Source organism: Flavobacterium sp. PL11, assembly GCF_035985025.1.
Lineage (GTDB): Bacteria > Bacteroidota > Bacteroidia > Flavobacteriales > Flavobacteriaceae > Flavobacterium.
The window spans coordinates 1-26,020 of the sequence record NZ_JAXCIA010000011.1 but is presented as its reverse complement, the minus strand read 5'-3'; the positions used below and the strand labels follow the sequence as shown (position 1 = coordinate 26,020).

21 protein-coding genes and 1 pseudogene are annotated in these 26,020 nt (G+C 30.7%); 13 read left to right on the top strand and 9 right to left on the bottom strand.

The window, feature by feature from the left end:
* Positions 1-3: 3 nt before the first annotated feature.
* Both RCH18_RS07555 and RCH18_RS07550 read right to left on the bottom strand, forming a co-directional pair.
* A complete protein-coding gene (locus RCH18_RS07555) occupies positions 4-3,429 on the bottom strand; it encodes a hypothetical protein (RefSeq protein ID WP_326936142.1) in 3,426 nt (1,141 codons plus the stop codon).
* Positions 3,430-3,736: 307 nt separating this feature from the next.
* Positions 3,737-3,943, bottom strand: a complete 207-nt coding sequence (locus RCH18_RS07550; RefSeq protein ID WP_326936141.1) for a helix-turn-helix domain-containing protein — start codon at positions 3,941-3,943, stop codon at positions 3,737-3,739.
* 206 nt (positions 3,944-4,149) lie between these two features.
* Here RCH18_RS07550 and RCH18_RS07545 point away from each other — a divergent pair, with 206 nt between their 5' ends.
* Entirely contained in the window at positions 4,150-4,344 is a 195-nt protein-coding gene (locus RCH18_RS07545) for a class IIb bacteriocin, lactobin A/cerein 7B family (RefSeq protein WP_326936140.1), read from the top strand.
* A 414-nt stretch (positions 4,345-4,758) separates the two neighbouring features.
* On the opposite strand, the gene RCH18_RS07540 is transcribed toward RCH18_RS07545, so the two are convergent.
* Positions 4,759-4,884 carry a hypothetical protein gene (locus tag RCH18_RS07540; protein WP_326936139.1) on the bottom strand — a complete coding sequence of 42 codons (126 nt, stop codon included), beginning with the start codon at positions 4,882-4,884 and terminating at the stop codon, positions 4,759-4,761.
* A 276-nt stretch (positions 4,885-5,160) separates the two neighbouring features.
* Here RCH18_RS07540 and RCH18_RS07535 point away from each other — a divergent pair, with 276 nt between their 5' ends.
* Together RCH18_RS07535 and RCH18_RS07530 are read left to right on the top strand one after the other, a co-directional pair.
* The gene (locus tag RCH18_RS07535; protein WP_196831047.1) at positions 5,161-5,475 is read left to right on the top strand and encodes a transposase; all 315 of its coding nucleotides are present in this window, start codon (positions 5,161-5,163) and stop codon (positions 5,473-5,475) included.
* Positions 5,476-5,724: 249 nt separating this feature from the next.
* Positions 5,725-7,873: pseudogene (locus RCH18_RS07530) on the top strand (peptidase domain-containing ABC transporter).
* 42 nt (positions 7,874-7,915) lie between these two features.
* Here RCH18_RS07530 and RCH18_RS07525 read toward each other — a convergent pair.
* Together RCH18_RS07525 and RCH18_RS07520 are read right to left on the bottom strand one after the other, a co-directional pair.
* On the bottom strand, positions 7,916-9,169 hold the full coding sequence (locus RCH18_RS07525; RefSeq protein WP_326936138.1) for an aspartate kinase: 1,254 nt from the start codon (positions 9,167-9,169) through the stop codon (positions 7,916-7,918).
* A gap of 101 nt (positions 9,170-9,270) precedes the next feature.
* On the bottom strand, positions 9,271-9,768 hold the full coding sequence (locus tag RCH18_RS07520; RefSeq protein ID WP_326936137.1) for a GNAT family N-acetyltransferase: 498 nt from the start codon (positions 9,766-9,768) through the stop codon (positions 9,271-9,273).
* A gap of 167 nt (positions 9,769-9,935) precedes the next feature.
* On the opposite strand from RCH18_RS07520, the gene fbp reads away from it, so the two are divergent.
* A complete protein-coding gene (gene fbp, locus RCH18_RS07515) occupies positions 9,936-10,955 on the top strand; it encodes a class 1 fructose-bisphosphatase (protein WP_326936136.1) in 1,020 nt (339 codons plus the stop codon).
* Between the two features lie 59 nt (positions 10,956-11,014).
* Here fbp and RCH18_RS07510 read toward each other — a convergent pair whose 3' ends face one another.
* On the bottom strand, positions 11,015-11,446 hold the full coding sequence (locus tag RCH18_RS07510; RefSeq protein ID WP_326936135.1) for a TerB family tellurite resistance protein: 432 nt from the start codon (positions 11,444-11,446) through the stop codon (positions 11,015-11,017).
* A 177-nt stretch (positions 11,447-11,623) separates the two neighbouring features.
* Between RCH18_RS07510 and RCH18_RS07505 the strand changes: the two genes are divergently transcribed.
* Genes RCH18_RS07505 through RCH18_RS07495 form a run of 3 tightly spaced genes read left to right on the top strand, consistent with a single transcriptional unit; the run spans position 11,624 to position 14,279 of the window.
* Positions 11,624-12,217: a HupE/UreJ family protein gene (locus tag RCH18_RS07505; RefSeq protein ID WP_326936134.1), complete on the top strand. Its 594-nt coding sequence runs from the start codon at positions 11,624-11,626 to the stop codon at positions 12,215-12,217.
* A 1-nt stretch (position 12,218) separates the two neighbouring features.
* Entirely contained in the window at positions 12,219-12,650 is a 432-nt protein-coding gene (locus RCH18_RS07500; RefSeq protein ID WP_326936133.1) for a deoxycytidylate deaminase, read from the top strand.
* 60 nt (positions 12,651-12,710) lie between these two features.
* Positions 12,711-14,279 (top strand): S41 family peptidase, encoded by a 1,569-nt coding sequence (locus tag RCH18_RS07495; protein ID WP_326936132.1) that lies wholly within the window; start codon positions 12,711-12,713, stop codon positions 14,277-14,279.
* Positions 14,280-14,819: 540 nt separating this feature from the next.
* On the opposite strand, the gene RCH18_RS07490 is transcribed toward RCH18_RS07495, so the two are convergent.
* Complete coding sequence (locus RCH18_RS07490) at positions 14,820-15,020, bottom strand: hypothetical protein (protein ID WP_326936131.1); 201 nt, start codon at positions 15,018-15,020, stop codon at positions 14,820-14,822.
* Between the two features lie 112 nt (positions 15,021-15,132).
* Positions 15,133-15,711: a MarC family protein gene (locus RCH18_RS07485; protein WP_072988717.1), complete on the bottom strand. Its 579-nt coding sequence runs from the start codon at positions 15,709-15,711 to the stop codon at positions 15,133-15,135.
* Positions 15,712-15,899: 188 nt separating this feature from the next.
* On the opposite strand from RCH18_RS07485, the gene RCH18_RS07480 reads away from it, so the two are divergent.
* The 6 genes from RCH18_RS07480 to RCH18_RS07455 all read left to right on the top strand — a co-directional run bounded on the left by RCH18_RS07480 (position 15,900) and on the right by RCH18_RS07455 (position 24,057).
* Entirely contained in the window at positions 15,900-16,703 is an 804-nt protein-coding gene (locus RCH18_RS07480; RefSeq protein ID WP_326936130.1) for a hypothetical protein, read from the top strand.
* A gap of 86 nt (positions 16,704-16,789) precedes the next feature.
* Positions 16,790-17,362 carry a DUF3109 family protein gene (locus tag RCH18_RS07475; RefSeq protein WP_326936129.1) on the top strand — a complete coding sequence of 191 codons (573 nt, stop codon included), beginning with the start codon at positions 16,790-16,792 and terminating at the stop codon, positions 17,360-17,362.
* 254 nt (positions 17,363-17,616) lie between these two features.
* The gene (locus RCH18_RS07470) at positions 17,617-18,594 is read left to right on the top strand and encodes a ribonucleotide-diphosphate reductase subunit beta (protein ID WP_326936128.1); all 978 of its coding nucleotides are present in this window, start codon (positions 17,617-17,619) and stop codon (positions 18,592-18,594) included.
* A 279-nt stretch (positions 18,595-18,873) separates the two neighbouring features.
* Positions 18,874-21,288 carry a ribonucleoside-diphosphate reductase subunit alpha gene (locus RCH18_RS07465; protein ID WP_326936127.1) on the top strand — a complete coding sequence of 805 codons (2,415 nt, stop codon included), beginning with the start codon at positions 18,874-18,876 and terminating at the stop codon, positions 21,286-21,288.
* A gap of 343 nt (positions 21,289-21,631) precedes the next feature.
* Positions 21,632-23,677 (top strand): hypothetical protein, encoded by a 2,046-nt coding sequence (locus RCH18_RS07460; RefSeq protein ID WP_326936126.1) that lies wholly within the window; start codon positions 21,632-21,634, stop codon positions 23,675-23,677.
* A 173-nt stretch (positions 23,678-23,850) separates the two neighbouring features.
* Positions 23,851-24,057 carry an addiction module protein gene (locus RCH18_RS07455; protein WP_326936125.1) on the top strand — a complete coding sequence of 69 codons (207 nt, stop codon included), beginning with the start codon at positions 23,851-23,853 and terminating at the stop codon, positions 24,055-24,057.
* A gap of 286 nt (positions 24,058-24,343) precedes the next feature.
* Here RCH18_RS07455 and RCH18_RS07450 read toward each other — a convergent pair whose 3' ends face one another.
* A complete protein-coding gene (locus RCH18_RS07450; protein WP_326936124.1) occupies positions 24,344-25,042 on the bottom strand; it encodes a carbohydrate-binding family 9-like protein in 699 nt (232 codons plus the stop codon).
* Between the last annotated feature and the right edge of the window lie 978 nt (positions 25,043-26,020).

Below are 26,020 nucleotides of genomic sequence, written 5' to 3'. Positions count from 1 at the left end.
AATTTAAAAATAAGCGCGCAATTGTACATTTCCTGTATGAATGGCTTGGCTCGTTTCACTTTTCCTGCCTTGGTAATTGAAATTAATATCTAAGAACTGCGTAATGTTTTTTTGCAAAAGCAGTTTCCATGTCAAGTTTTGTCCTATTTGCAGTCCTTCTAGCATTTGAAAACTAACAGCCGAAAACTCATTTCCACTAAATTTATTCTGGTAATACGAAAGTTCGCTATTCATAGTAAATTTTTTATCACTAGCGTAAGCAAATGCGGTTCCAAAACGATTTTGAATTAGTTTTTCAAAAACGCCTATCTGATTATTTTTATTTTGTAATTCATAGAAAATATCCCAGCTCGTGTTTTTTGAAAATAAATAGGTAATCTTTGGAGCGAGTTGAAATCCTGAGATCTCATAATTTTTTTCTGGAAAATTTTCAGATTTTATTGTGGTTCGAAAGGTTTTAGTTAAGAAACCAAAAAGCCAACTCTTCTTATATAAATGTGCATATTGTAATTGATTTAAACTATTTGTTGCTTGTTGTGAACCAATAGACAATAAGTTTTTAGTATTATTTTTTAAATACGTGTAGGTGACTGAATGATCCTGCTTGCCTCTATTAAAAAACAAGCTGTTTCGTAAACTTGAGTTCAGTCCCAGCACATTTTCATTCGAATTACTAAAAGGGTTTAAATTAAAAGTAATTCCATCACTGCGATTTTTTCTATCAATAATAAAGGCTGTTTGATTATAGAAACTGGAAATAATTTTCTTTATTCCTTTATCATTTTGCCATTGATTGGGATTGAATGTTAGAGATTGTGAGAATTTATTTTGGTGTGTTTTGATATATGTCCTATTGGGTAAAAACACACGTATAAATTTTGCCTGATCAATAAATGGCGCTATTTCAAATTCTTGTAACTCTTGAATGCCGTTGCTATTATAATCATTCCAAGTATAAACTCCTTGTCCTACAGGAACTTCGAGATAAGAGAATTCTTGCTGTGGTATACTTCCTGAATTCGTTTCATAAACGGTTGTGTTCTGAATTAACTGATTAAAAAAACGATCGGTGTAAATAATTCTTGAATTCAACGAAGATTCTTTTTTTCTAGTGGGATCTTCAAAATCTAATATTCTGTAGTTGGCATACAGTGATAAATCACTTTTATTGTTTTGAATCAATTTAGACTTTAATTGAAAAGACTGCGAAGCATTGACCTTTTTAATAATTCCATTTTGTAAACTATCATTAGTTCGTTTTAAAAAACCTAACTCTACAAAAACTTTTGTACTGTCCCCACGACCGGTATAAATACCATATTCAGTAAATTTTTGGCTTAAAGCCGAAAATTGATTTGTCGCTTTATTTTTCTCCAGATTGTTTTCTAAGCGCATCGTAGAGCCAATCCAATTTTTATTAAAATGAAAACGAAGTCGAGATTGATTTCTTAAAAACTGAGAGTAGAATTCAGAACCTTCACTTTTTAAAAAACTTCCTTGATTTAAAAAACTCCATTTTTTAAGCTGAAATAATCCATCCAAAATATGCCTATTTCCTGAGAAATTATCCGAGAAATCCAGTTTTTCAAACTGATATAAAATTTTGCCCTGATTTGGTGAATTAATTTTTGGATTTAAATCTAATTGTAATCCTGAGATTAGCAAACTCTGATTGCCAATTCCTGCCGTGCCTAAATTCCAATCTCTGTCAAATTCAATTGTATATAGTCTTTCAATTGCTTGAAAATTCTTTTGAATAAATTGATAATTGGTAAAAGCGTCTAATTTCCATTTTTTAGAGAATATACGCTGTTTTGCATTTATTTTTGTTGCTAGTCCTTTATTGTTTTTATCATCAAGTGTCGAAAATAAGTTTTTATCATTGTTGCTTATTCCTATTTCAAAATCTACTGCTGTTTTATCAGTAGGCTTGTATTTTCCTAAAAAAGTGGCAACTTGGATTTTGGTAGGTGCAATCAGTGTAATAATAGGCTCGTAATTTCCTTGCAGAATTCCATTTACAGGCTCGATATATTGATAAACTCGGGTTATGTTTGCTGAATTTGTAACAATATAATTTCCAGAGTTAGCACCTACAAGAGTAAATCTAACATTAAATAGTTCATCTTGTTTGTCATTTGAAAACTCAAAAATTTCAACGCCATTGAAAATGCTTTTTTTATAGAGAACTTTGTTTTCAGAATAGGTATCTGAATAAGCGGACGGAGCAACCATCAAGTTCAAATTATCCCCTGCTTCAACTAAAATTTGAGCTTGCTCCGCCGAAAGATTTTGCTGTAAAGGTTGGTTTTTTTGATCATTTTCTGAATAAACATAGGCTCCAAAACTCCATGACTTATTTTCGTGAGTGGCACCGGCATAAGTTACAAAACGCGTGTAATTTCTATCAGAATATTGATATTCAATTGCAATACGCATTTCAGAAGTGATTGTATATAACGGTGTAAAAATAATTTCGCCTGCGTTATAATCTATCGTGTAATCATTGTTTTCTCCTCTTTTTAGTAACAATCCATTAACATAAACGCGCTCTGATCCTGAAATGACGAGTACATATAACTCGCCATTTTGTCCTTTTAATTTATAAGGTCCTTGATTTCCTTCCTGTCCTATAATAGTACTTTTAGCATATTGACCGCGAACTAGTGAAGCAGATGCAAAAACATTGGTTTTATTAGTTTCAGTGCCAAAATTAAAACTTGTGGATAAGCCTTGCACTTTTTTATTAAAATTTAAAAACTGTGAATTTCTATTTTCTAAGAAAATATCTCCAGCTCTAATATTCCATTTGTCGCTGAAAATCTCCATGAACACGTTGTCAAACTGATCTAGTTTTTGAGAATATCCACCATCTTGAAGTGGAATATTACTATCTTGAATGGAAGCTCGTAAACTTACTTTTTCAGAAATTTTTCCTGTGATTTGTAAATCTAAATTGGAATTGAGCACCGCATTTTGATTGTTGCCTATTGTAATTCCCCGTGTGATACTTCCTAAAGTGTTTAAACCGTCAAAGGGAATGTTCTTTTTAATTTTAGAATCCTCAACTGCATATAAATTTCCTAAACCCGATTGATTTTCGACTACTCTGCTTGCATCGTAGATTCGATATTCTTTTGTTAGAAATTCAGGAAATTTCAGGTATTTAACGGTGATAGAATCTGAACTGTTAACATTTGTAAAAAGTAAGAAAGCTTTTTTATAATTAATGTTATATTCAGAGCTGTTTATTGGCTGGCCATTGGCGTCAAGCACCTTAAAAAAACTGGGATTTATACTTTCTTTTTCAATGTAAATAGTATCACGAGAAGGCAATATCTTTTTTGATTTGTATAAAAAATTAATTTCCTGTGCTTGTAGCGCAGAAAAACAACTTATGGCAACCCAAAAAAGTAGTTTTTTAAACATAAGTAGAATAACTCAAAAGTATCAAAAGTAGTATATATAATTTGATAATTGAGAAAATATGAATTGGTTATGAGGCTAGTTATGATGGTATTTATAGATAAGCCGTTATTTGTTTTGTATTAAAAACTTTTTCGATACATTACACAAACAAACCAAAATATACCTTTAATGATTGTTTTGCTTACAAGTTGTGTGTTTATGATGGTTTACTTACAAGTAAATCTCTCAAAAACTGTATTTCATCCTGTAACGAAGCTATAAATTTTTCGTTAGTTTCTTTGTGGTCTTGGTATAAGTGCTCTACCTCTTAATGTACAATAACGGTAGCATTATCATTGTTGTTGTTTTGAGTATAAATGTTGCTAGGACTGATGACTAGAATAGAGGCAACTGAAGTTTCCAGAATCTCCGCAATTTTATAAAGTCGTTCTACTGAAAGTTTGGTTTCGTTTTTTTCAATTTTAGAGTAGACAATTTGGCTAATGTCTAAGTGATGCCATATGTACTCATTCAAATATCTTTTTTTGCCTCTAATGGTTTTTATTTTTATCGATAATGGTTTCCATAACTTTTAATTATAAATTTTATTATAAAAGTAATGATTTTTTCTAAAAAGTTATTGATTGTCATAAAATTATTATACAATTTTGATTTAACAAAAATATCTCGAGAATAGACTTGTTAAAACCAAAAAATGTTTAATTTTAAAAACTAGAAATTATGAATTTAGAAAATTTGAATTTAGTGGAGCTTAATGCTCAGGAGGTGCAAGAAGTAGATGGGGGATGGGTTGTAAAATTATTAGAAGGTTTAGCTATTGTGGCAGCTGGTGCGATGATGTATCATGAAAGAAATTGTGGAAAATGTAATGGTACAGGTTATAGTACAGGAAGCGGTTCTGAAGGTAGCTGGTAGTCATGCTTAAATAAAAAAAAATCCAGAAGAATATTTAGTTAAATTCTGATTTGTGTACTTAACTAAATGGTATTATTTCATATAGATAAGTACACACTGGTTTTTTAATAATTTAAAAATTAATTTTCATTGAGTTCTTTATGAAAAAAAAGTTTATATATATTATTTTCTTTCTCAAAATACTGGACTAATATTTTTTGTAATCAAAAATGGTATATTTCAATGAGAAATTTTTTAATTCAATAACATGAAAACAGCACAATTATTTGTTTATATTTCAATTATTATTTTGGCGCTCTTAAGAATTGTTTTTCATTTGGACATTCCTTTTATGTATCCTTTGTTTTTTGCATTAATAACTATTGCAATTATCTTGAAAGTAAAATTGGTGAAGGATAGAAAATAATATTAAACTTAATGATCGTTTTTTTCAATTTTAGAGTAGGCAACTTGGCTAATATGTAGGTGATGCCGCATGTATTCATGCGAATATCCTTTTTTGTCTTTAATGGTTTTTATCTTATCGATAATGGTTTCCATAACTTATGATTATATATCTTATTGTAAAAGTAATAATTTTTTCTAAAAAGTTATTGACTATCAAAAAATTATTACACAATTTTGATTTAACAAAAATATCTCGAGAATAGACTTGTTAAAACCAAAAAATGTTTAATTTTAAAAACTAGAAATTATGAATTTAGAAAATTTGAATTTAGTAGAGCTAAGTAGTCAGGAGAAAAGAGATTTAGATGGATGTTTTGGACCCTTAAATAATCGGACACAATTATAAATCAAAAACTATAATTTTGTAGGATGGAAAAACGAAAATTTACCAAAGAAGAGAAGCTAAAAATCATAAAAGAAGCTTCAGAACAAGGCGTTAAACTTACATTAGAGAAGTACTCGGTATTTCCTGCGAGTTATTATGCTTGGAAAAAGAAAATGGATACTATGGGAGAAGAGGGTTTTTCTCACGGAATGACTCCAGATCAACTTAAACGCATTAGAGAGCTTGAAAAAGAAAACAAGTTACTCAAAGAAATTGTCATTCAAAAAGAGCTAGAAGGGAAATTAAAAGACGAATTAATAAAAAAGAAATTGGCCTTGGAGAAAAAAAAGAAGTTGTGAGAAGCTACATTTTTCAAGGCTTGAAAAGAGAAGTAGCTTTTCAATTGCTTCACCTTAAAAAACCTCTGACAATAAATTATTCTATTTTACTCAAAATCATATTTTTATAGGTTTTGATAGCAATGACATTGATTTGAACGTTCTTGTTGTAATCGATGACAGAAGAACTCCTGAGTTGATAAAAAAAATGTTGAAAACTATTATTTAATCTCACAAGCTACCTTTTATTTTCTGATAATCTTTCAGAAAATGGCATCCATTAAAATAAAACAACATGATATTAAAGATTGTGGTGCTGCTTGTCTCGCTTCTATAGGCAATCATTATAAGGTAAATCTTCCTATAGCGCGCATTCGTCAGTATGCAAATACAGACAAACGAGGCACCAATGTTCTGGGAATTATTGAGGCTGCTGCAAAAACGGGCTTTTCTGCCAAAGGAGTAAAAGGCGGCATGGATGCGATTGATAAAATTCCGCTTCCTGCCATTGCTCATGTTGTGGTAAAAGAACAATTGCACCACTACATCGTTATCTATAAAGTCAATAAGGATACAATTGAAGCAATGGATCCTGCTTATGGCAAAATAGAAACCTACACTTTTCAAAAATTTCAAGAAATATGGTCTAGTGTTTTGATTCTTTTTGCACCCAGTGATGATTTTAAAACTTATAATGATAAAACTTCCCCAGCTTTGCGTTTTTGGCATTTAGTTCAGCCACACAAAACCATCTTAATTCAGGCATTGGTTGGTGCAATACTATTTACCATATTAGGTTTAGCTATGTCTATTTATATCCAGAAAATAACCGATTATGTTTTGGTTGAAGGCAATAGAAATTTACTTAATTTATTGAGCGTTTCTATGATTGGTATCATTTTGCTTCAAGCGTACATTGGTCTAAAAAGAGCATTTTTGTGATGAAAACGGGGCAATTAATAGATGCCAAATTAATTTTAGGCTATTACAAACATTTATTGCATTTGCCGCAACGATTTTTTGATACAATGCAAGTTGGCGAAATAACCTCGCGAATAGGCGATGCTGTTAAAATTAGGTCGTTTATCAATGAAGTTGCTATTGATATGATGTAAATATCTTTATTATTATTTTTTCGTTTACCTTAATGTTTACGTATTACTGGAAACTAGCTTTAGTTATTTTGCTGGTAATTCCGTTTTATGCTGCAATTTATTTTGTTCTAAATAAATTCAATAAAAAGGTTGAACGAGTTATAATGGAAAATGCTGCTGAATTGCAAACCCAATTGGTAGAAAGCGTAACTCACGTAAGAACGGTTAAGGAGTTTGGAATAGAAGAATTCTCTAATCTTAAAACCGAAAATAAGTTTGTAAAATTGTTGTTTTCAGGCTATAAATCAGGTTTAAATAGTGTTTTTGCAGGAACTTCAACAGAGTTTTTGGCTTCTATTTTTACAGTTATTTTAATGTGGATAGGTTCAGGTTATGTAATTGATAGAGCTATTACGCCAGGCGAATTATTTTCTTTTTATGCTTTAATAGGTTATTTTACGTCGCCAGTGGCATCGCTTATTGGTATGAATAAAACGGCACAAAATGCACTTATTGCTGCCGATCGTCTTTTTGAAATAATGGATTTAGAGCGAGAAGAAACCGAGAATAAAGTAGCATTGCAAAGAGAAAATATTGGCGATATAAAATTTGAAAAGGTCAGTTTTAGATACGGTTCTAGAACGGAAGTTTTTAAGAATTTTGATGCAGTTTTCAAAAAAAATCAAACCACAGCTATTGTTGGTGAAAGTGGTAGTGGCAAAACAACACTGATTTCGCTTTTGCAAAATTTATATCCTATAAAAGAAGGCAAAATTTACATTGGTGAATACGACTCGCAATTTATACATTATCAAAGTTTGCGCAATTATATTGGAGTTATTCCGCAACAACTCAATTTGTTTTCAGGAAATATAATCGAAAATATTGCCTTGGGCGATTCTTTTCCAGACATGCAACGCATTTTAGATTTATCTAAACAACTCGGAATAACTGAATTTGTAGAAAAACTACCCAATGGATTTGGCACCCAAATTGGCGAGAATGGCGCAATGTTATCAGGCGGGCAAAAACAGCGTCTGGCTATTGCACGAGCATTATACAAGAACCCTGAGGTTTTATTGATGGATGAAGCTACATCATCACCAGATACTAATGCAGAGCAAATTGTAAAACGGGTGATAGATGATTTTAAAGCGCAAGGCAAAACAATTATTGTTATTGCCCATCGATTAAGCACCATTGCCAATGCTTATACTATTCTAGTAATGGAAAACGGGACAATTGTAGAAACAGGAAATCATAGTTTTTTATTAGAACAAAAAGGAAAATATTATGATTTATGGAACAAACAAGTATTAGGATAGCCAAAAAAAAGGGAAAACGACTAAGTGGTTTCCTATTTTTATTTATTCTTTTGTAATCACCTGCATCGTTTCTCGGCTCAATTGTTTTAATAAAACAACTTTATTTCCTTCCACAGTTTGTGCTGCATTTTCATCAAAATGTCTGATGGTATATAAAGTTACATTCTCATTATATTCCACCTTAAACTTTTTAGACAAGATGGCATTTATATCATTAAAATTGCAAAATTTATCCTCCACACAAACCGAAAAACTAATAGCCGAATTCTGAATTAAGTTTACCTTTAATTTAAATTGGTGAAACAAAGCAAAAATTTCACTAATGTGCTCTTCCATAATAAAAGAAAAATCAATCGAGGAAAGCGAAATTAGAAGTTGGTTTCTTTTAACAATGAAACAAGGTAAATAAGGCTCTAAATCGGCTCCTCTAGAAACACTAGTTCCTTTAAGCAAAGGATTGATAAACGATTTTACGTACAGCGGAATTTCCTTTTTTTGTAACGGTTGCAAGGTTTTTGGGTGAATAACCGTAGCGCCATAAAAAGCAAGTTCAATAGCTTCACGATACGATATTTGATTCAGTAAACTCGCATTTTCAAAATATCTTGGGTCAGCATTCATTACGCCAGGAACATCTTTCCAAATGGTCACACTTTCAGCATTTAAGCAATAAGCAAAAATAGCAGCCGTATAATCAGATCCTTCTCGACCTAATGTAGTGGTGAAATTGTTCTCATCAGATCCCAAGAAACCTTGCGTTATATTTAAAATTTTTTTCTTTACGTTTTTGGAAATGTTTTTCTGAGTTAATCCCCAGTCTATTTCAGCATCTCTGTAATTTTTATCTGTTTTTATAAAATTTCGAACGTCAAGCCACTGTGTTTTTGTGCCCATGAAATTCATGAAATGACTTAATATTGTTGTTGAAATTAGTTCTCCAAAACTGACAATTTGGTCATAAACAAAATTATAATTTGGAGATTTATTATGCGCTAAAAAATATTCTAACTCGGCAAACTGTAAATGTACTGCTGTAAAAACATCTTTATTTTCATGCTCAAATAAATCTAACAAAATTTGATGGTGGTAGTTTTTTACTTCTTGTACCGACGAATTCAGTTCAGGAGATTTATCAAAATAATTTTTAATAACAACTTCTAAGGCGTTAGTCGTTTTACCCATTGCCGAAACTACTAATAAAACATCTTCATAACCTACTTTTTGTAAAACGTCATATACGTTTTTAATTCCTGCAGCATCTTTAACGGATGCACCACCAAATTTAAATACTCTCATAATTATGTAAATTCCAATATTTTAAGTTCCATATTCCATATTCCGAATTCCAAATTCCAATTTGTATTCAGCATTAGAATTTGGAATTTATTTTTTGGAATTTAATTTCTTAGTTTATTTTCAACAAAATTGTTTATTCCTTCCGCATCCATCTGAACAACCATCCAATCATCGAGAACTCTAGCTCCTGATTTTTTATAAAATTCAATTGCAGGCGTATTCCAATTTAGGACATTCCATTCTACTCGTCGAACTCCATCTTTTTTCCCTTGTTTTATAATTTCAGAATATAAAGCGTAACCTAAACCTGTTCCACGCATACTTTCTTTTACTACTAAATCTTCTAAATGAATTGTTTTTCCTTTCCATGTTGAGAATCGATAATAATATAAAGCGATCCCAACAATGTCTTTATCATTATAACCATTAACAATTTCTGCGACTAATACTTTAAATAATGGATTTGTGCCAAAACCATCACGAATTAAATCTGATTCCGTTACAAGAACAGCATCAGGCTCTTTTTCAAATTCAGCTAATTCTTGGATCAGTTCTAAAACTGCTTTCATATCCTCTGGTTTTCCTTTTCTAATATTCATACATTATTTATTACTGGATTCTAACTGTGAAAAGTTGATTTTTAACTTGTAAAATACCCTGTTTATTGGCAAATATACAATAGTGGTAAACTAAGTAACTATTATTGAATTCAATTTCACAAAAAAAACGATATTTGTTACTTCAAATAAACTACATCGATTTCGATATGAAACAACGCAACAAAACTTTAGGTGAATTTATCATCGAAAATCAGAATGCTTTCCAATACTCCTCTGGAGAATTATCAAGAATTATCAATTCCATTAGATTAGCTGCAAAAGTGGTGAATTATAAGGTTAACAAAGCCGGATTAGTTGACATTATAGGAGCTGCTGGAGAACAAAATATACAGGGTGAAGACCAGCAAAAACTTGACGTTTATGCAAATGAAGTTTTTATTCAAACATTAATTAATAGGGAGATTGTATGCGGCATTGCCTCAGAGGAAAATGATGATTTTATTACTGTAGCAGGGAGTGATAATAGCCATAATAATAAATATGTAGTTTTAATGGATCCATTAGACGGCTCCTCTAATATTGATGTAAATGTTTCAGTAGGAACTATTTTTTCTGTATATCGAAGAATAACGCCTATTGGATCTCCTGTAAGTATTGAAGATTTTTTACAACCTGGAATCAATCAGGTGGCTGCGGGTTATGTGATTTATGGAACTTCGACAATGATTGTTTACACTACAGGGCATGGAGTTAATGGATTTACTTTGAACCCTGCAATTGGTACCTTTTATTTATCGCATCCTAATATGCAATTCTCTAAAGATGGTCCCATTTATTCCATCAATGAAGGAAATTATGTTCATTTTCCCCAAGGTGTCAAGGATTATATAAAATATTGTCAAACCGAAGAAGAGGACAGGCCTTATACTTCGCGATACATAGGAAGTTTGGTGTCTGATATTCATAGGAATATGATAAAGGGAGGTATTTATATTTATCCTACTAGTTCTAAAGCGCCAAAGGGTAAATTGCGCTTATTATATGAATGTAATCCTATGGCTTTTATTGTAGAGCAAGCAGGCGGTAAAGCATCGGATGGTTTTGGAAGTATCATGGAAATCATTCCAACTGAATTGCATCAGCGTGTTCCTTTTTTCTGTGGAAGTTATAATATGGTCGAAAAAGCCGAAGATTTTATGCTTAAAGCAAAATTGAGCAAGTACTAAATCAATTTTTTTATATGAAAGCTTCCTGTTTTGCAGGAAGCTCTTATAAGTGAATAAATTTATTTATTCATATTATGCATTTCAACGCTAAAAGTATCAATATCAACTTTTTTATCGACTAACTTCAATGCTTTATCAACGATGTAATCTATATTATCAACATTGAATCCAAGTCCAATACCAATTTTTTTAAGCAATATTTCTTGTTTATCACCTAAATGGTGGTCAATATGCACAATACGTGCTAAGTCATATAATCGCTCAATTCTATGTTCGTGTAAATAGGGAGGATTTATTGGGTATTTAAAAGGATTTTCTAAAATTTCCTCATATTCTGCAGGTGAAATTTCTAATCGTACGGCTAATTTATCTAAAAATGCCTTTTCCTCAAGAGATACTTTCTCGTCAGTAAACGCTACACGTACAATTGATGCAAAATGACCTTTATTTCTTTGCTGAAATTCGCTATCAAATAAATCTGAAAATGACATAAATTTTGTTTTTTAACATGCAAAGATAAATCTATTTTTAAATTTATTGATTTTTAAATTTTAAATTTTTGATTTTCATTACTTTGATTTAGGATGGTATTAAATAAGATCTTCAAATCAAAGATTTTCAAAATTAATCGTAAGTTTACAAACCCTTATCAACTTAATATTTTACTGATGTCAGAATTTTGGATTTACTTTCAAATAGGTTTAAAACACGTTTTGGATATTAATGCTTACGACCATGTTTTATTTTTAATAGCTCTTGCAATTCCTTACTCCTTCTACGATTGGAAACAAATTGTATTGTTAGTTACCGTATTTACAATAGGACATACAATGGCATTGATGTTATCTGTATTTGAGATCGTAATTATAAAAGTAAATCTTATTGAATTGCTTATTCCTATTACAATTTTAATGACAGCCTTGTTTAACCTTTTTACCGCTGGGAAATCAAATAAAAAAAGCAGTATTAATTTTGTATTTTTTATTACCCTTTTTTTTGGAATAATTCATGGCTTAGGTTTTTCAAATTATTTTAAATCAATTTTAGGGGGAAGTGCTAGTGCTAAATTAGTACCTTTAAGTGAATTTGCGTTAGGAATTGAAGCAGCACAAATTGTAGTGGTTTTTATGGTGCTACTATTTTCGTATATCGTTCAAACGGTTTTCCGATTTGCAAAACGAGACTGGACTTTAGTCATGTCAGCATTTGTAATTGGTGTAGTGGTGCCTATGATTATTGCAAGTGAAATTTGGAATAAATAAAATGAACGATAAAAAATTGAATAAATACGATAAGGCATATCTCAGAATTGCAAAAGAATGGAGTTTACTATCCTATTGTAAACGCAAAAAAGTAGGCGCTATAATTGTTCGGGATCGCATGATCATCTCCGATGGTTATAATGGAACACCTTCAGGATTTGAGAATTGTTGTGAGGATGGTGAAGGAATCACGCGATGGGATGTACTGCACGCTGAAGCAAATGCCATTTTGAAAGTGGCAAGGTCTACTCAATCCTGTGAAGGAGCTACTTTATATATTACGCTATCACCATGTAAAGAGTGCAGTAAATTAATACATCAATCAGGAATAAAAAGAGTGGTGTATCAAAATGGATATAAAGATGATGCAGGACTTGCATTTCTAATCAAGGCGGGAGTAGAGGTAGATCATATTCCAGTTTTAGAAGAGTAATTGCTCGAAGTAATAAATTTTAAAAGTTATCGTACTGCACCTAATAAATAGAATTGTAAAATGAAATATTCCGCTAAATATTTGCCTATTTTTATCTTTTCAGCCCTTGCTGCAGGAGTTGTTCTGGGTGGATTGCTTAATTTTCCCAACACTACTGAATATTTAGTGAAAAGTAATTCTAAAAATAAGCTCAATAAATTAATAGATTTTATAGACAAAGAATATGTTGATGATATCAATACAGATAGTATTGTAGATCTTACAGTAAATAATATTCTAGCTAAATTAGACCCACATTCTATTTATATTCCACCTAGTGAACAGCTGGAAGTTGCCGAAAGTATGAAAGGAAACTTTGTGGGAATTGGAGTGAATTTTTATATGTACAAGGATTCTGTTGCGGTTATAAAACCAGTGGCTAATGGCCCTTCGGCAAAGGCAGGAATAGAATCAGGAGATCGAATTTTATATGCCGACAAAACAAAGTTATACGGTAGAAAATTGCCAACAGATAGTTTGTTTTCCAAATTAAAAGGAACCGTAGGATCAAATATTGAGCTTACCATTTACAGAAAATCGGAAAAAAAGAAATTGAAAGTTACTATCATTAGAGATGTAATCCCCATTAAAAGTGTTGATGCTGCATTGCTTTTAGAAAAAAATGTAGCATATATAAAAATAAATAGATTTGCTGAAACTACCTATAATGAATTTGTTACAGGTTTAGCAAAATTGAAGCAACAAGGCGCAAAATCATTAATTATCGATTTGAGAGATAATGGTGGCGGTTATATGGAAGAAGCGATTGCCATTGCAGATGAATTATTGCCAAACAAGCAGCTAATTGTATTTACAAAAAACAAAAGCGGCAATATTGACAAGACTTATGCAACTGAAAAAGGAAGTTTTGAAAATGGGAATGTTTATGTGTTTATCAATGAGAACAGCGCATCAGCGAGCGAAATCCTTGCTGGCGCTATTCAAGATAATGATCGAGGAACAATAATTGGTCGTCGTTCTTTTGGAAAAGGATTGGTGCAACGAGAAATGGATTTTGCTGATGGCTCAGCCGTTCGGCTAACCATTGCTCGGTATTACACCCCTACAGGTCGTTCGATTCAAAAACCTTATTCAAAAGGGAATGAAGCCTATTTTCAAGAGTCAGAGTCGAGAATTGGAAATGGTGAACTATATGAAAAAGACAGTATCAAAGTTGAAAAAGCGATAAAATTCAAAACTAAAAAAGGCAAAACGGTTTATGGCGGTGGCGGAATTGTCCCTGATATTTTTGTCCCTCTTGAAGTAGAACATGGAAGTGAAAGTACGGCTTATTTAATGCAATCGGGTATCCTTGGAAATTTTGTGTTTGAACAATTAGATAAAGACAGGAATAATTTTAAAGGATTGACTTTTGAGCAGTTTGAAATTAAAATGAACCAAACAGACATTTATTTCAATGCCTTTCAAACATTCATTTTTGGAAATGGATTAAACTTGAATTTTGGGAAAAGTAAAGCGATAGTAAAACGCTATTTAATGGCAGAATTTGCAAGACAAATATTTGGTGAAAATAATTACTATAAAATTATTTTAAAAAAAGATGCCATGATTAATGCAGTTTTGAAATAATTGTAATGTAAAAGATATTTATTAAAATTATAAATTATTAAGGTCACTACACTTTATGAATCAATCGATTTGCTTTATATCTTCTGACTGGAAAGTAATTTATTTGATAAGCTAAGGTTCTAATAATTAGAAATTTATTTAATTTCAAAATTAGTACTCCAGCCTTTGTAGCAGAAAGAGGGAGATGGTCTCTAAATTAGAACATCTTTTGTAAAAGTAGTAATTAGCACAACCTTAATTCACATCTCCAATTAAAACGTTTATTTAAAGCTCAAGATAGATCTAATTTGTTTGATGAATTTTGCGATTTTGCAGCATTTTTTTAAAATATAGCTGCAATTTTTCTGCAAACTATAATTACGGGCCAGGTATGAGCAACTAAGTAAGAAATAAATACAATTTTTTATAAAATCATTACAATTTTATAAAATTACCGTGACGTACTTTTATCTAAATCTACTTTTAATTATTGCTAAAATTAAGAGTGCATAATTCAGCTTAAATGTTTCTATCAAAGATCAAAACAGTAAAATTAAATATTTACTTTTCGTTCGTTTCTTCTTCGATTCTTTTAGAAACTTTAAAAATTAAAAGAATCATTACAGCACAGAAAGCTGCTGCAATTCCTATAAAGGCAACAATAGAATCACCGTTAAATGGATCTCTGTAATCAAGTTGAGTCACATTGAATACAATTAAAGCAATAGCTAGAAAAACTAATATATTAATAAAAATTTTCATAAACAGTATTAATTAGATGTAAAAATTGTTGATTAAATTCGATTTGGAATATTATAAAATTCCAAATTATGCTTGATTCTCCAATTAGTCAGTAAAACTAAGTAATTTTTTTTTACACAAATAGACCTTTAACATTCGCGGCAAATAATTTAACAGCTATTGCAAGTAGCACTACACCAAAAGTCTTTCTAATAACACCAAGTCCATTTTTGCCTAACATCCGTTCTATTTTTGAAGATGATTTTAAAACGATATAAACTAAAATTATATTTAGAATAATGGCTATAATTATGTTTACCGTATAAAATTGTGATCGTAATGAAAGTAGGGTAGTCATTGTTCCTGCTCCAGCAATTAATGGAAAAGCAAGTGGCACAATGGAAGCGGAACTAGCCTCTTCATCACGATAAATGCGAATACCTAAAATCATTTCTAATGCTAAAAAGAATAATACAAATGAGCCAGCAACGGCAAATGAATTTACATCAATTCCTATAAGTTTTAGCAGTTCCTCGCCTACAAATAAAAAGGTGATCATAATGACGCCTGAAACTATAGATGCTTTTTCAGATTCTATTATTCCAAATTTTGCCCTCAAACCAATAATGATTGGAATTGAACCAATAATATCGATTACAGCAAAAAGTACCATTCCTACAGTTATTATTTCTTTAATATCTAATCCAAACATTTGATTTTTTGTGCAAAAGTATATAATTAAGCTTGGTTGATGGCCATATTAATTTTTATTTTTGATTGTTTACTAAATCTACTTTTATTTTTAAATTATTATATTTTGCAAATAGTAATTTGTTTAATAAATCCTTAACTATCTGAAAATCAATTTGTAAATTTGATAATAATTTTAACAGTATGATTATGAAGAAGACAGTAAAAATTATAATTATGGCACTTTTATTAATATTTGTAAGCACAGCAGAAGCGCAAATTCTAAAAAGGATAACAAAAAAGATCCAAGATAAAGTCCTGCCAAAAACGGTGAATAGTGATACTCTTTCGGAGCAGGAGAATGAAAGTAGAATGAACGTAGATATTATGGGAATGGTTTATGGAAAAAATAAAGTAGATGTAGCCACTATTCCACTTTCATATCCGTTTAGCTGGGAATATACATTAGAAATAAAAAGTGATAACGATAAACTTATAATTGCTGATTATTTGCTAGAACCAGATGCTGAATATTTTGGTTTTAAAATAAGGAACACTGAAGATATGTTTATAATAATTGATAGTAAAAACGGTATTATGATCAATGCTTTTTATCAAGAGAAGGTAAAGATGGCCATGGTGTCAAAAATACCTGATTATTCAAAAATGGAAGATACAAGAAAAGAGATAGATGATTATACTTATACCACTCTACCTAATAAAGTTATTATGGGATATAATTGCAAAGGGATTCAAGCAAAAAACAAGGAATTTGAAATGGTTTTTTATTTTACAAATGAGGCTAAGATCAGTTTTGCTGATTTATTTAAAACACAACAAAATAAAACAACCCCTAATGCATTGAAAAATTACTTTAAGCCAGATGAAAAGCCTCTAATGATGACTATGACTATGAAAGATTTAGCCAATAAAGGAGCTATAACTTCTATGAAATGTATTAATATCGCTAAAAAAACAAATGCATTTAAAAAATCGGATTATACCTTTATGTAGTTCATTTGCTGCAATCATCTTATTTTCTTTTTGAATTTTTAATTGGCAAAAGTACTTTTTTGAATTACTTTGAATACCTTTGCAAAATGTTTCAATTAGGAAAAACCATAGTTTCAGAGGATCTACTTCAAAAAGATTTTGTTTGTAATTTAACTGCATGTAAAGGTGCTTGTTGCGTTGATGGCGATGCCGGCGCACCTCTCAGTTTAGAAGAAACCAAAATTTTAGAAACAATTTATCCTAAGGTAAAGCCCTTCTTGCGCAAGCAAGGAATTGCGGCAATTGAAGCGCAAGGAACATGGGTAACTGGAACAGATGGCGACCTGGAAACGCCATTAATTGATAACAAGGATTGTGCTTATGTAATCTTTGATGGTAAAACTGCATTATGCGGTATTGAACAAGCCTACAATCAAGGAATAATTGACTGGAAAAAACCAGTTTCCTGTCACCTTTATCCCGTTAGAGTTAAAGATTTTACTGAGTTTGCTGCTGTAAATTACGATAAATGGGATATTTGTGATCCCGCTTGTTCACTTGGACAAGAACTTGAAGTACCTGTTTACAAATTTGTCAAAGAAGCGTTAATACGTAGATTTGGTGAGGATTGGTATTTAGAATTAGAGCAAGTTGCTCAAGACTTAAAAAGCGAAAAATAAGTACCTATTTTATTTTTTTAATTAAATTTATTACCCTATATTTTAACGTTTATCAAATATTTTTAGTCACCACAAGTAATTGATAATCAATGTTTTGCGCAATTGATTGAAAATTCTGTAATTTTATCCTTTGTTAAAAACTACCCTATATTGTGGATAAGTTTGGCTTTTAATAACCGCAATATTTCACAACCTTTGTAAATCATTTAATGTGAAAAAATTCATTAAACTCACTATAAAAATAAAATATTATTATGACAAATATAGAACCAATTTTACAAGAAAATAAAAATCGTTTCGTGATATTCCCTATAAAACACCACGATATTTGGGAATTTTATAAATCGATGGAGGCTAGTTTTTGGACAGCTGAAGAAATTGACTTATCTCAGGATTTAAATGACTGGAATAACAAGTTAAATGATGATGAAAGATACTTTATAAAACACATTTTAGCATTTTTTGCAGCGTCAGATGGAATTGTAAATGAGAATTTAGCTGAAAACTTCGTGAATGAAGTGCAATATGCAGAAGCTAAATTTTTCTACGGTTTCCAAATCATGATGGAAAATATCCATAGTGAAACCTATTCTTTATTAATTGATACTTATGTGAAAGATGAAGCAGAGAAAGATGATTTATTTAATGCTTTAGAAGTTTTTCCTGCTATTCGTAAAAAAGCAGATTGGGCTTTAAAATGGATCGAGTCTGATTCGTTTGCAGAGCGTTTAATTGCTTTTGCAGCGGTAGAAGGAATTTTCTTTTCTGGAGCATTTTGTTCTATTTTCTGGTTGAAAAAACGTGGATTAATGCCAGGATTAACTTTCTCTAATGAGTTGATTTCTCGTGATGAAGGTGTTCACTGTGATTTTGCAGTTCATTTACACAACCACCACTTAATTAATAAAGTTCCAAAAGAAAGAATTAGAAGTATCATTGTTGACGCTTTGAATATTGAAAGAGAATTTATCACTGAATCGCTTCCTGCAAGTTTGATAGGGATGAACGCCGTATTGATGACTCAGTATTTAGAGTTTGTTGCTGATAGATTGTTAGTGGAACTGGGTTGTGAAAGAGAATACAATACTTCAAATCCATTTGATTTCATGGATATGATTTCGCTACAAGGGAAAACAAATTTCTTTGAGAAAAAAGTAGCTGAATATCAAAAATCAGGAGTGATGAACTCAGATGTTGATGCTCAAAAAATAACTTTTGATGCTGAATTTTAATAGTAAAATTTTAATGAGTTTGTAAATTAATTTATTTTAAACATGTTGATTTTAGACTAAATTTCTTCCTACTACTTTAGCTCTAGCCCAGATAGCAGTGGAAATCCTTTATCTTTTTTTGAGAAAAAAAAGATAAAGATTGCAACGGATAGCTGGAAATAGCTTCAAAAAAAAAATGAGGAAAAGACGTAGTATGACAATGTTTCTTTCCTCGCAACAATTTACAAACAAACAAAAGCAGCAAAGGGATTTGTTGTTTTAAAAAAACAAAAAAAAATTATGTACGTAGTAAAAAGAGACGGTCGCAAAGAGCCTGTAATGTTTGACAAAATCACAGATAGAATTAAAAAGCTATGCTATGGTTTGAATGATTTGGTAGATGCTGTAAAAGTAGCCATGCGAGTGATTGAAGGACTTTATGATGGAGTTTCTACATCAGAATTAGATAATCTTGCAGCAGAGACGGCGGCTTCGATGACGATTGCGCATCCTGATTATGCACAGTTAGCAGCTAGAATTGCTATTTCGAATTTGCATTCCAATACAAAAAAGGCATTTTCGGAAACAATGAACGATATGTTTCATTATGTAAATCCACGAAATGGTCAATATGCACCACTATTATCTGAAGAAGTACATAAAGTAATTATGGAAAATGCGGAGTTTTTAGATTCGCATATTATATACAACAGAGATTTCAACTACGATTATTTTGGGTTTAAAACTCTGGAGCGTTCGTATTTGCTTAAAATAAACGGTAAAATTGTAGAGCGCCCGCAGCACATGTTAATGCGTGTTTCGGTGGGGATCCACTTAGATGATCTGGATTCTGTGATTGAAACGTACGACTTAATGTCAAAGAAATTTTTCACACACGCAACGCCAACTTTATTTAACGCTGGAACGCCTAAACCGCAAATGTCTTCTTGCTTCCTCCTAGCAATGAAGGATGATAGTATTGACGGGATTTACGATACGCTGAAACAAACGGCTAAAATCTCGCAATCAGCAGGTGGAATAGGCCTTTCTATTCATAATGTTCGTGCCACTGGATCCTATATTCGTGGAACTAACGGAACTTCTAACGGGATTGTTCCTATGTTGAGAGTTTTTAATGATACCGCTCGCTATGTAGATCAAGGTGGTGGAAAACGTAAAGGTAGTTTTGCGATTTATATCGAAACTTGGCATGCTGATATTTTTGAATTCCTAGACTTAAAAAAGAATACTGGAAAAGAAGAAATGCGTGCTAGAGATTTATTCTTTGCCATGTGGACTTCGGATTTGTTTATGAAACGTGTACAAGATGACAGCTATTGGACCTTGATGTGTCCTAATGAGTGTCCTGGATTGTATGATGTATATGGCGCCGAATTTGAAGCGATGTATATTGATTATGAAAAACGTGGAAAAGGTAGAAAAACCATCAAAGCACATGAATTGTGGGAGAAAATTCTAGAATCGCAAATAGAAACTGGAACTCCTTATATGCTTTATAAAGATGCGGTAAATAGAAAATCAAATCAAAAAAATCTAGGTACGATTCGTTCATCAAACTTGTGTACTGAGATTATGGAGTTCACGTCCAAGGACGAAATCGCAGTTTGTAACTTGGCTTCACTTTCTTTACCTATGTTTGTTGAAAACGGTAAATTTGATCATGACATGTTATATACGGTTACAAAACGTGTGACCAGAAATTTAAACAAAGTTATAGATAGAAATTACTATCCTGTAATAGAAGGGGAAAACTCTAACAAACGCCATAGACCAATAGGTCTTGGAGTACAAGGATTAGCTGATGCATTTATCATGTTGCGTTTGCCGTTTACCAGTGATAAGGCTAAAAAGCTAAATCAAGAAATTTTTGAAACCCTTTATTTTGCTGCCGTAACCGCTTCTATGGAACTGGCAAAAGAGGAAGGTCCTTACTCTAGTTTTGTAGGGTCACCTATGTCTCAAGGAGAATTCCAGTACAATATGTGGGGAGTTCAGGATGAAGAACTTTCAGGTAGATGGGATTGGGCTTCCTTAAGAAAAGAAGTGATGGAACATGGCGTGCGTAACTCTTTGTTAGTAGCGCCTATGCCAACAGCTTCTACGTCACAAATATTAGGTAACAACGAAGCTTTTGAACCATACACTTCTAATGTATATACAAGAAGAGTCCTTTCGGGAGAATTTATTGTGGTAAACAAGCATTTATTACATGATTTGGTGGAGCGTGGCTTGTGGAACGAAACCTTGAAACAAGAATTGATGCGTAACAATGGATCGGTGCAGGATTTGAATGTTCCGCAAGATTTGAAGGAATTGTACAAAACAGTTTGGGAAATGTCGATGAAAGATATTATTGATATGTCACGTCAACGTGGATATTTTGTAGATCAATCACAATCATTGAACTTGTTTATGCAAAACGCTAATTACTCTAAATTGACTTCGATGCATTTCTATGCTTGGCAATCAGGATTGAAAACTGGAATGTATTATTTAAGAACAAAAGCTGCTGTTGATGCAATTAAATTTACATTGAACAACGATAAAAAAGCAGAACCTATTCAAGAAGAACCTAAACCTATTCAAGTAGCGGTTCCTGCTGCTCAAGTAGAGATGAGTTCTCAAGAATACAGAACAATGATCGAAATGGCCAGAAATTCTGCCCCTGAAGATTGCGATATGTGTGGATCTTAATTTCACACTTTTCAAGAACGACGATTTTATATAATTAGAAAATTGCCGTTCTCCTTTTTGTGAGGAGAATGGCTTTTTTTTTAAGAATTTTTTCTTGGAGCTATTTGCTGCTATGCGTTGCAATCTTTTTCGCCGAACGACGGCAAAAAAGGGTTTTCACTACTATCAAGGCTAGGGGAATCAATCTCTTGTAAGAAGTTTAGATTTTATAAATCAGATAAATTTAGGATGATTATGATTCGCCAATCTAAATAGAAAAGAGTTTGTAGTCGCTTTTTAATATCGACCAAAGTATAATGTAAGTGTTAATATTACCAAAACATGTATTAAATTTAAAATTAGTATGAACGACAATAATCTAATTGCATCAGTTGCGCTCTTTAGTGAACTATATAATAATGAAAAATACACAAATGTAACTGATATTTTAGCAGAATTCATAAAAGGTGTAGTAGTACAAGAAAATAAATGGGCGACTAATTCGACAGAGCTTACCTATTTATTAGAAAAAGTTTATGATTTCAAAATACCTGAATCTGTAGTAAGAACTACGGTAAGAAATAGGTTAAAAGACATAGTGATTTCTAAAGATGGACACTATGTTTTTAATACTTCTATAAAAAAAGATTTTGAAACTTTGAATTCTGAATTCATTTCAATTCAAAATAAACAAAATACTATAATTGAACAATTGTTGAATTATATTGAGAAATTAGAAAATAATAAAATTACAGAAAGTGAAAAACAATTTGTAGTTGAAAATTTCAATAAGTATTTAATTGATAATGGTGTTACTGATAAATATTCAAAATATATTAGTGCGTTTATAATTAAAAATCAATCAAATATCAATTTTACGACCAATTTAAATCTAATTAGAGAAGGAGTGATTTTATATCAAGGAATTAAATATACAGCTGATATAAACGAACTCGGAAAATGGAATAGTGAATTAACTATTTTTTTAAGTACTGAGCATTTATTTAATTCATTAGGTTTTAATGGTTTGCTTTATAAACAAATTTTTGATGATTTTTATAATTTAGTAAGAGAAATAAATACTTCAAGTAAAAATAAAAGTGGTCAAAAATTAATTAACCTTTTTTATCTTGAAGAAACAAAAAACGAAATAAACTATTTTTTTCAAACTGCAGAAAGTATCCACAAAGGATTAACCGCTTTAGATACTAGTAAAACCGCGATGAAATCAATATTGAATGGATGCTATAATCCAAGTGATATTGTAACTAAACGAATAAAATTTGAATCTGATTTAAATTCAATGGGAATTCATTTAAAAGAGTTTAAAAATTCTATTTATGATCATCCTGAATATGTGGTTGAAGATGAAAGCATAATGAATGAATTAAAAACCGCATCTGAAGATAAAGGAAAATATTTTGATGAAAATCTTTGTAGACAATTCTTCAAAATTTTTACAAAAATAAATTATTTTAGGGGTGGTGAAAGCAAAATAAATTTTGAAAAAATTGGTCACATTTTTATAACAGGTAATAGGTTTGCTTTATATTTAGCACATCAGTCAAAAGTTAAATTTGAAGCAGATGACATTCCATTTGCAAAAGACATTGATTATATTACAAATAAATTTTGGTTCAAATTAAAAAAAGGCTTTAGTGATAAATCAAGTTTGCCAAAATCATTTGACGTTGTAACAAAAGCTCAAATTATTTTATCATCACAACTAAATCAAACTGTTTATCAAGAATACAAGAAAATTCAAGAACAAGTTAAAAACGGTACTTTAACAAAAGAATCTGCAATAGAAATAAGTTATCATTTAAGAGAGAAGCCAAATAAACCAGAAGAAATATCAATTGATAATATTGATAACTCTTTAGAATTTTTAAATAATGACAGTTATTTTGAAGACTTACTTAGAGAAAAAGAGAAGAAAGAGCAGGTTTTTCAACAAACTTTAAGAAAAAATAAAGAGTTAGAAAAAGAACTTCAAAAACGAGATACTGAAAAAATGAGGTTAGAAACATTAGAACAAGAAAATAAAAAAAATATTGAAAAAGCAAAATTCGTTAAAGCAAGTTGGAAAAGATATAAAAAGAAACAAAATTTTAACTTATTATATTCCTTCTTTGTTTTTATAATTACACTTCTGCCAATAATTATTGGTTTTATTTTAAGAGCAAATAGAAGATTAAGTACTTGGATGGAATCAATAGGAGATAATCAAATATACATATGGTTGTTTTTAGCATTAATTTTAGTCATTGAAATATTTGGACGTTCATATATTTTCAACAAAGAAAAAGTAAAATATGGTTGGATCTGGCTAACTAATTTGAATAATAAAGATCAGAGAAAGGAAAAAATAAGCGAATTCAATAATGAATTTGAAATGAATAACAATTAATAAATCAAATTGCTTATTCCATCTGCTGTTTTATAGTTTTTCTTCTACTATCGCTAGAGTTCTGATTGTGTAGACAAACACAAATAAGCAATAAAAAAGAAAGTCCCTAAAAAGACTTTCTTTTTACATTATAAAAATTCAAATCCATTTCTAATTTAAATTAATTTAGTAAAATGGAAATCAAAGATTTTAATAAAATAACTGCGAATGAGAAAACTTTTACAGAAGAGCAGTTATGGGATAGCTTTTCTAATAGAAACATTGATCTTTCATCGGAAATTAAATGGGAATTAGATTTTCGATTGCAAAAAGTCGAGGAAGGTAAAGAGGATTATTTTACTTGGGAAGATGTGAAAAAGCATATTGAATCTATTAAATAAATGAATTATTTACTCAGATGAAAACAATGTCATTAAATTAAGTTCTTAACTCTCCAACTTTGTCATTCTGACGAAGGAAGAATCTTTGTTTGTTGCTCTCGTTAGTTGAGATTGCTTCGCCTGTTTGTTTAAAACCTCGAGTCCTCCTTCGTCGGAATGACAATTAATAAATTCATTTAATTATTATCCCAAAAATAATCATATTTAGCACAAGCGTCAAGCTTGTGTCAAAAATCAAAATGAACATAAAAAAACCTCTAAAAAAGACTTCTTTTTTACATTACCATCACTTCACAAATTTTAATTTTGCAAATTCAACTGGTTGATGGAAACCATGCTTTTTGCTTTGATACGGTTTTAAGGATTGATATTCTTTAGTTTTTCCGAAGTCAATTCGGAATAAATTTCCTTTCCAAATAGTTCCAATTTTTGGTGTTTTAAAATTACCATTGGTAATTTCGTTTAAACTTGAAAACGGAATAGCAATTTCAACGGAATAGCCAAATTCATTGATTTTAGAAGCTGCTTGCAATCCCTTTATAGTAAGTGATAAATCAGGCTTTCGTTTGGAGCAATCGTCAGCAAGACATTGAATGGTAAGGTCGTAATTGGTGTTAAAAGCATTTACGCCAATTTCAATATAACTTTTAACTTCTACAGTGGGACTAAAAAAAATCTCCACCAAATCATCAGTTTCAAAAAGAGGAGCATCTTTCTCTCTTTCTTTGCCTATAATTTCAAAATCAACACAATTGTACGCAATGTACAAGAAGTTTTTATCCCAAGAAAGAGAAGCAACTGTTGATTGTGTTGTTTTTTCTCCAGAGTTATGAATAACAAACTCTTGCGAGAAAGGTGTCTTCCAGTCGGATAAATCACCGTCAATAAGGAATGGCTTCTTGCTTTTATGTATTAAAATAGCTTGTGACTTAATATGTTGAACACTAAAAATGAGCAGTATGATAGCAATAATATTATATTTCATCTTTAAATTAGATATCCTCTTTAGTGCTAGCGTAGCTGCTATAACCACAGAGTAAATCAAAGATATCAATTTAGTAAATGTAAAACTGATAAAAAATTAATTGCGATTGTATAGTGTGAAGTGTTTTGTAAATTTAATAATTATAGATTGTCTATTACACATAAACCATTTGAAAAATTAAATGTCATACAACAGATTCAAACTTTGAAGTACTAAAGAGTTCTTACTGAAATCCTTAAGTTTAACAGTAAAGACACAAAGTAAAATAGTATTAATCGAAATATTCAAGGAGCATTAAATAGCACTTTGAACGGAAATACAACAACTAATTAAAAGGTCGCACAACGCTTTAAATTTAATTATCGCAATAAATAAAATTAATTCAGTATGATAAATAAACTTCTATTATCAAATACTTTGAATATATTATAAATCAAAAAAAGCTATAATTGCTAATAAAGTCACGGTAATGAATTTATTCTTTGTTAAAAACTGAGTTTTTAAAAGTTTGTATTGAGTCTTAATTTTATAAATCTCGCTACAAAAAGTATAAATATAAAAGCTACAAGCTAAGATATATTTGTAATAATAAAGGGGATGATTATGAAAGCAATTATAAACAGCAAAAAGATAAGCTCAAATATTGTATGCTTGATTTATTATATATGCACTAATGATTTAGTTATTCAAGCATAACAGGATAGTGTTATTGAGAGTTTTTTTATAGCATTTTGCATTGAGTTTAATCACATTTTTTTTGCGGATAGTCTTGCCATTGATCTTTTACAAAAAAACTGCTTTATAAAAGCGAAAAATTATTTTGTTATTACTAAAAACATTTTAAGAAATAATTATTTAAAAAATAATATAACTATTAATAAAGTGTTTTGACCCCTATAAAACAAGAGTATTATTCTAAATTTCGATTATTAATTATGCGGTTAATTTTTTCATCATTATTAAGTGTTTATCAGAGTT

Excerpts from the sequence above, each read along its gene's own strand:
- RCH18_RS07555 (WP_326936142.1), bottom strand. The coding sequence starts at position 3,429 with ATGTTTAAAAAACTACTTTTTTGGGTTGCCATAAGTTGTTTTTCTGCG.
- RCH18_RS07545 (WP_326936140.1), top strand. The coding sequence starts at position 4,150 with ATGAATTTAGAAAATTTGAATTTAGTGGAGCTTAATGCTCAGGAGGTG.
- RCH18_RS07540 (WP_326936139.1), bottom strand. The coding sequence starts at position 4,884 with ATGGAAACCATTATCGATAAGATAAAAACCATTAAAGACAAAAAAGGA.
- RCH18_RS07535 (WP_196831047.1), top strand. The coding sequence starts at position 5,161 with ATGGAAAAACGAAAATTTACCAAAGAAGAGAAGCTAAAAATCATAAAA.
- RCH18_RS07525 (WP_326936138.1), bottom strand. The coding sequence starts at position 9,169 with ATGAGAGTATTTAAATTTGGTGGTGCATCCGTTAAAGATGCTGCAGGA.
- RCH18_RS07520 (WP_326936137.1), bottom strand. The coding sequence starts at position 9,768 with ATGAATATTAGAAAAGGAAAACCAGAGGATATGAAAGCAGTTTTAGAA.
- fbp (WP_326936136.1), top strand. The coding sequence starts at position 9,936 with ATGAAACAACGCAACAAAACTTTAGGTGAATTTATCATCGAAAATCAG.
- RCH18_RS07510 (WP_326936135.1), bottom strand. The coding sequence starts at position 11,446 with ATGTCATTTTCAGATTTATTTGATAGCGAATTTCAGCAAAGAAATAAA.
- RCH18_RS07505 (WP_326936134.1), top strand. The coding sequence starts at position 11,624 with ATGTCAGAATTTTGGATTTACTTTCAAATAGGTTTAAAACACGTTTTG.
- RCH18_RS07500 (WP_326936133.1), top strand. The coding sequence starts at position 12,219 with ATGAACGATAAAAAATTGAATAAATACGATAAGGCATATCTCAGAATT.
- RCH18_RS07495 (WP_326936132.1), top strand. The coding sequence starts at position 12,711 with ATGAAATATTCCGCTAAATATTTGCCTATTTTTATCTTTTCAGCCCTT.
- RCH18_RS07490 (WP_326936131.1), bottom strand. The coding sequence starts at position 15,020 with ATGAAAATTTTTATTAATATATTAGTTTTTCTAGCTATTGCTTTAATT.
- RCH18_RS07485 (WP_072988717.1), bottom strand. The coding sequence starts at position 15,711 with ATGTTTGGATTAGATATTAAAGAAATAATAACTGTAGGAATGGTACTT.
- RCH18_RS07480 (WP_326936130.1), top strand. The coding sequence starts at position 15,900 with ATGAAGAAGACAGTAAAAATTATAATTATGGCACTTTTATTAATATTT.
- RCH18_RS07475 (WP_326936129.1), top strand. The coding sequence starts at position 16,790 with ATGTTTCAATTAGGAAAAACCATAGTTTCAGAGGATCTACTTCAAAAA.
- RCH18_RS07470 (WP_326936128.1), top strand. The coding sequence starts at position 17,617 with ATGACAAATATAGAACCAATTTTACAAGAAAATAAAAATCGTTTCGTG.
- RCH18_RS07465 (WP_326936127.1), top strand. The coding sequence starts at position 18,874 with ATGTACGTAGTAAAAAGAGACGGTCGCAAAGAGCCTGTAATGTTTGAC.
- RCH18_RS07460 (WP_326936126.1), top strand. The coding sequence starts at position 21,632 with ATGAACGACAATAATCTAATTGCATCAGTTGCGCTCTTTAGTGAACTA.
- RCH18_RS07455 (WP_326936125.1), top strand. The coding sequence starts at position 23,851 with ATGGAAATCAAAGATTTTAATAAAATAACTGCGAATGAGAAAACTTTT.
- RCH18_RS07450 (WP_326936124.1), bottom strand. The coding sequence starts at position 25,042 with ATGAAATATAATATTATTGCTATCATACTGCTCATTTTTAGTGTTCAA.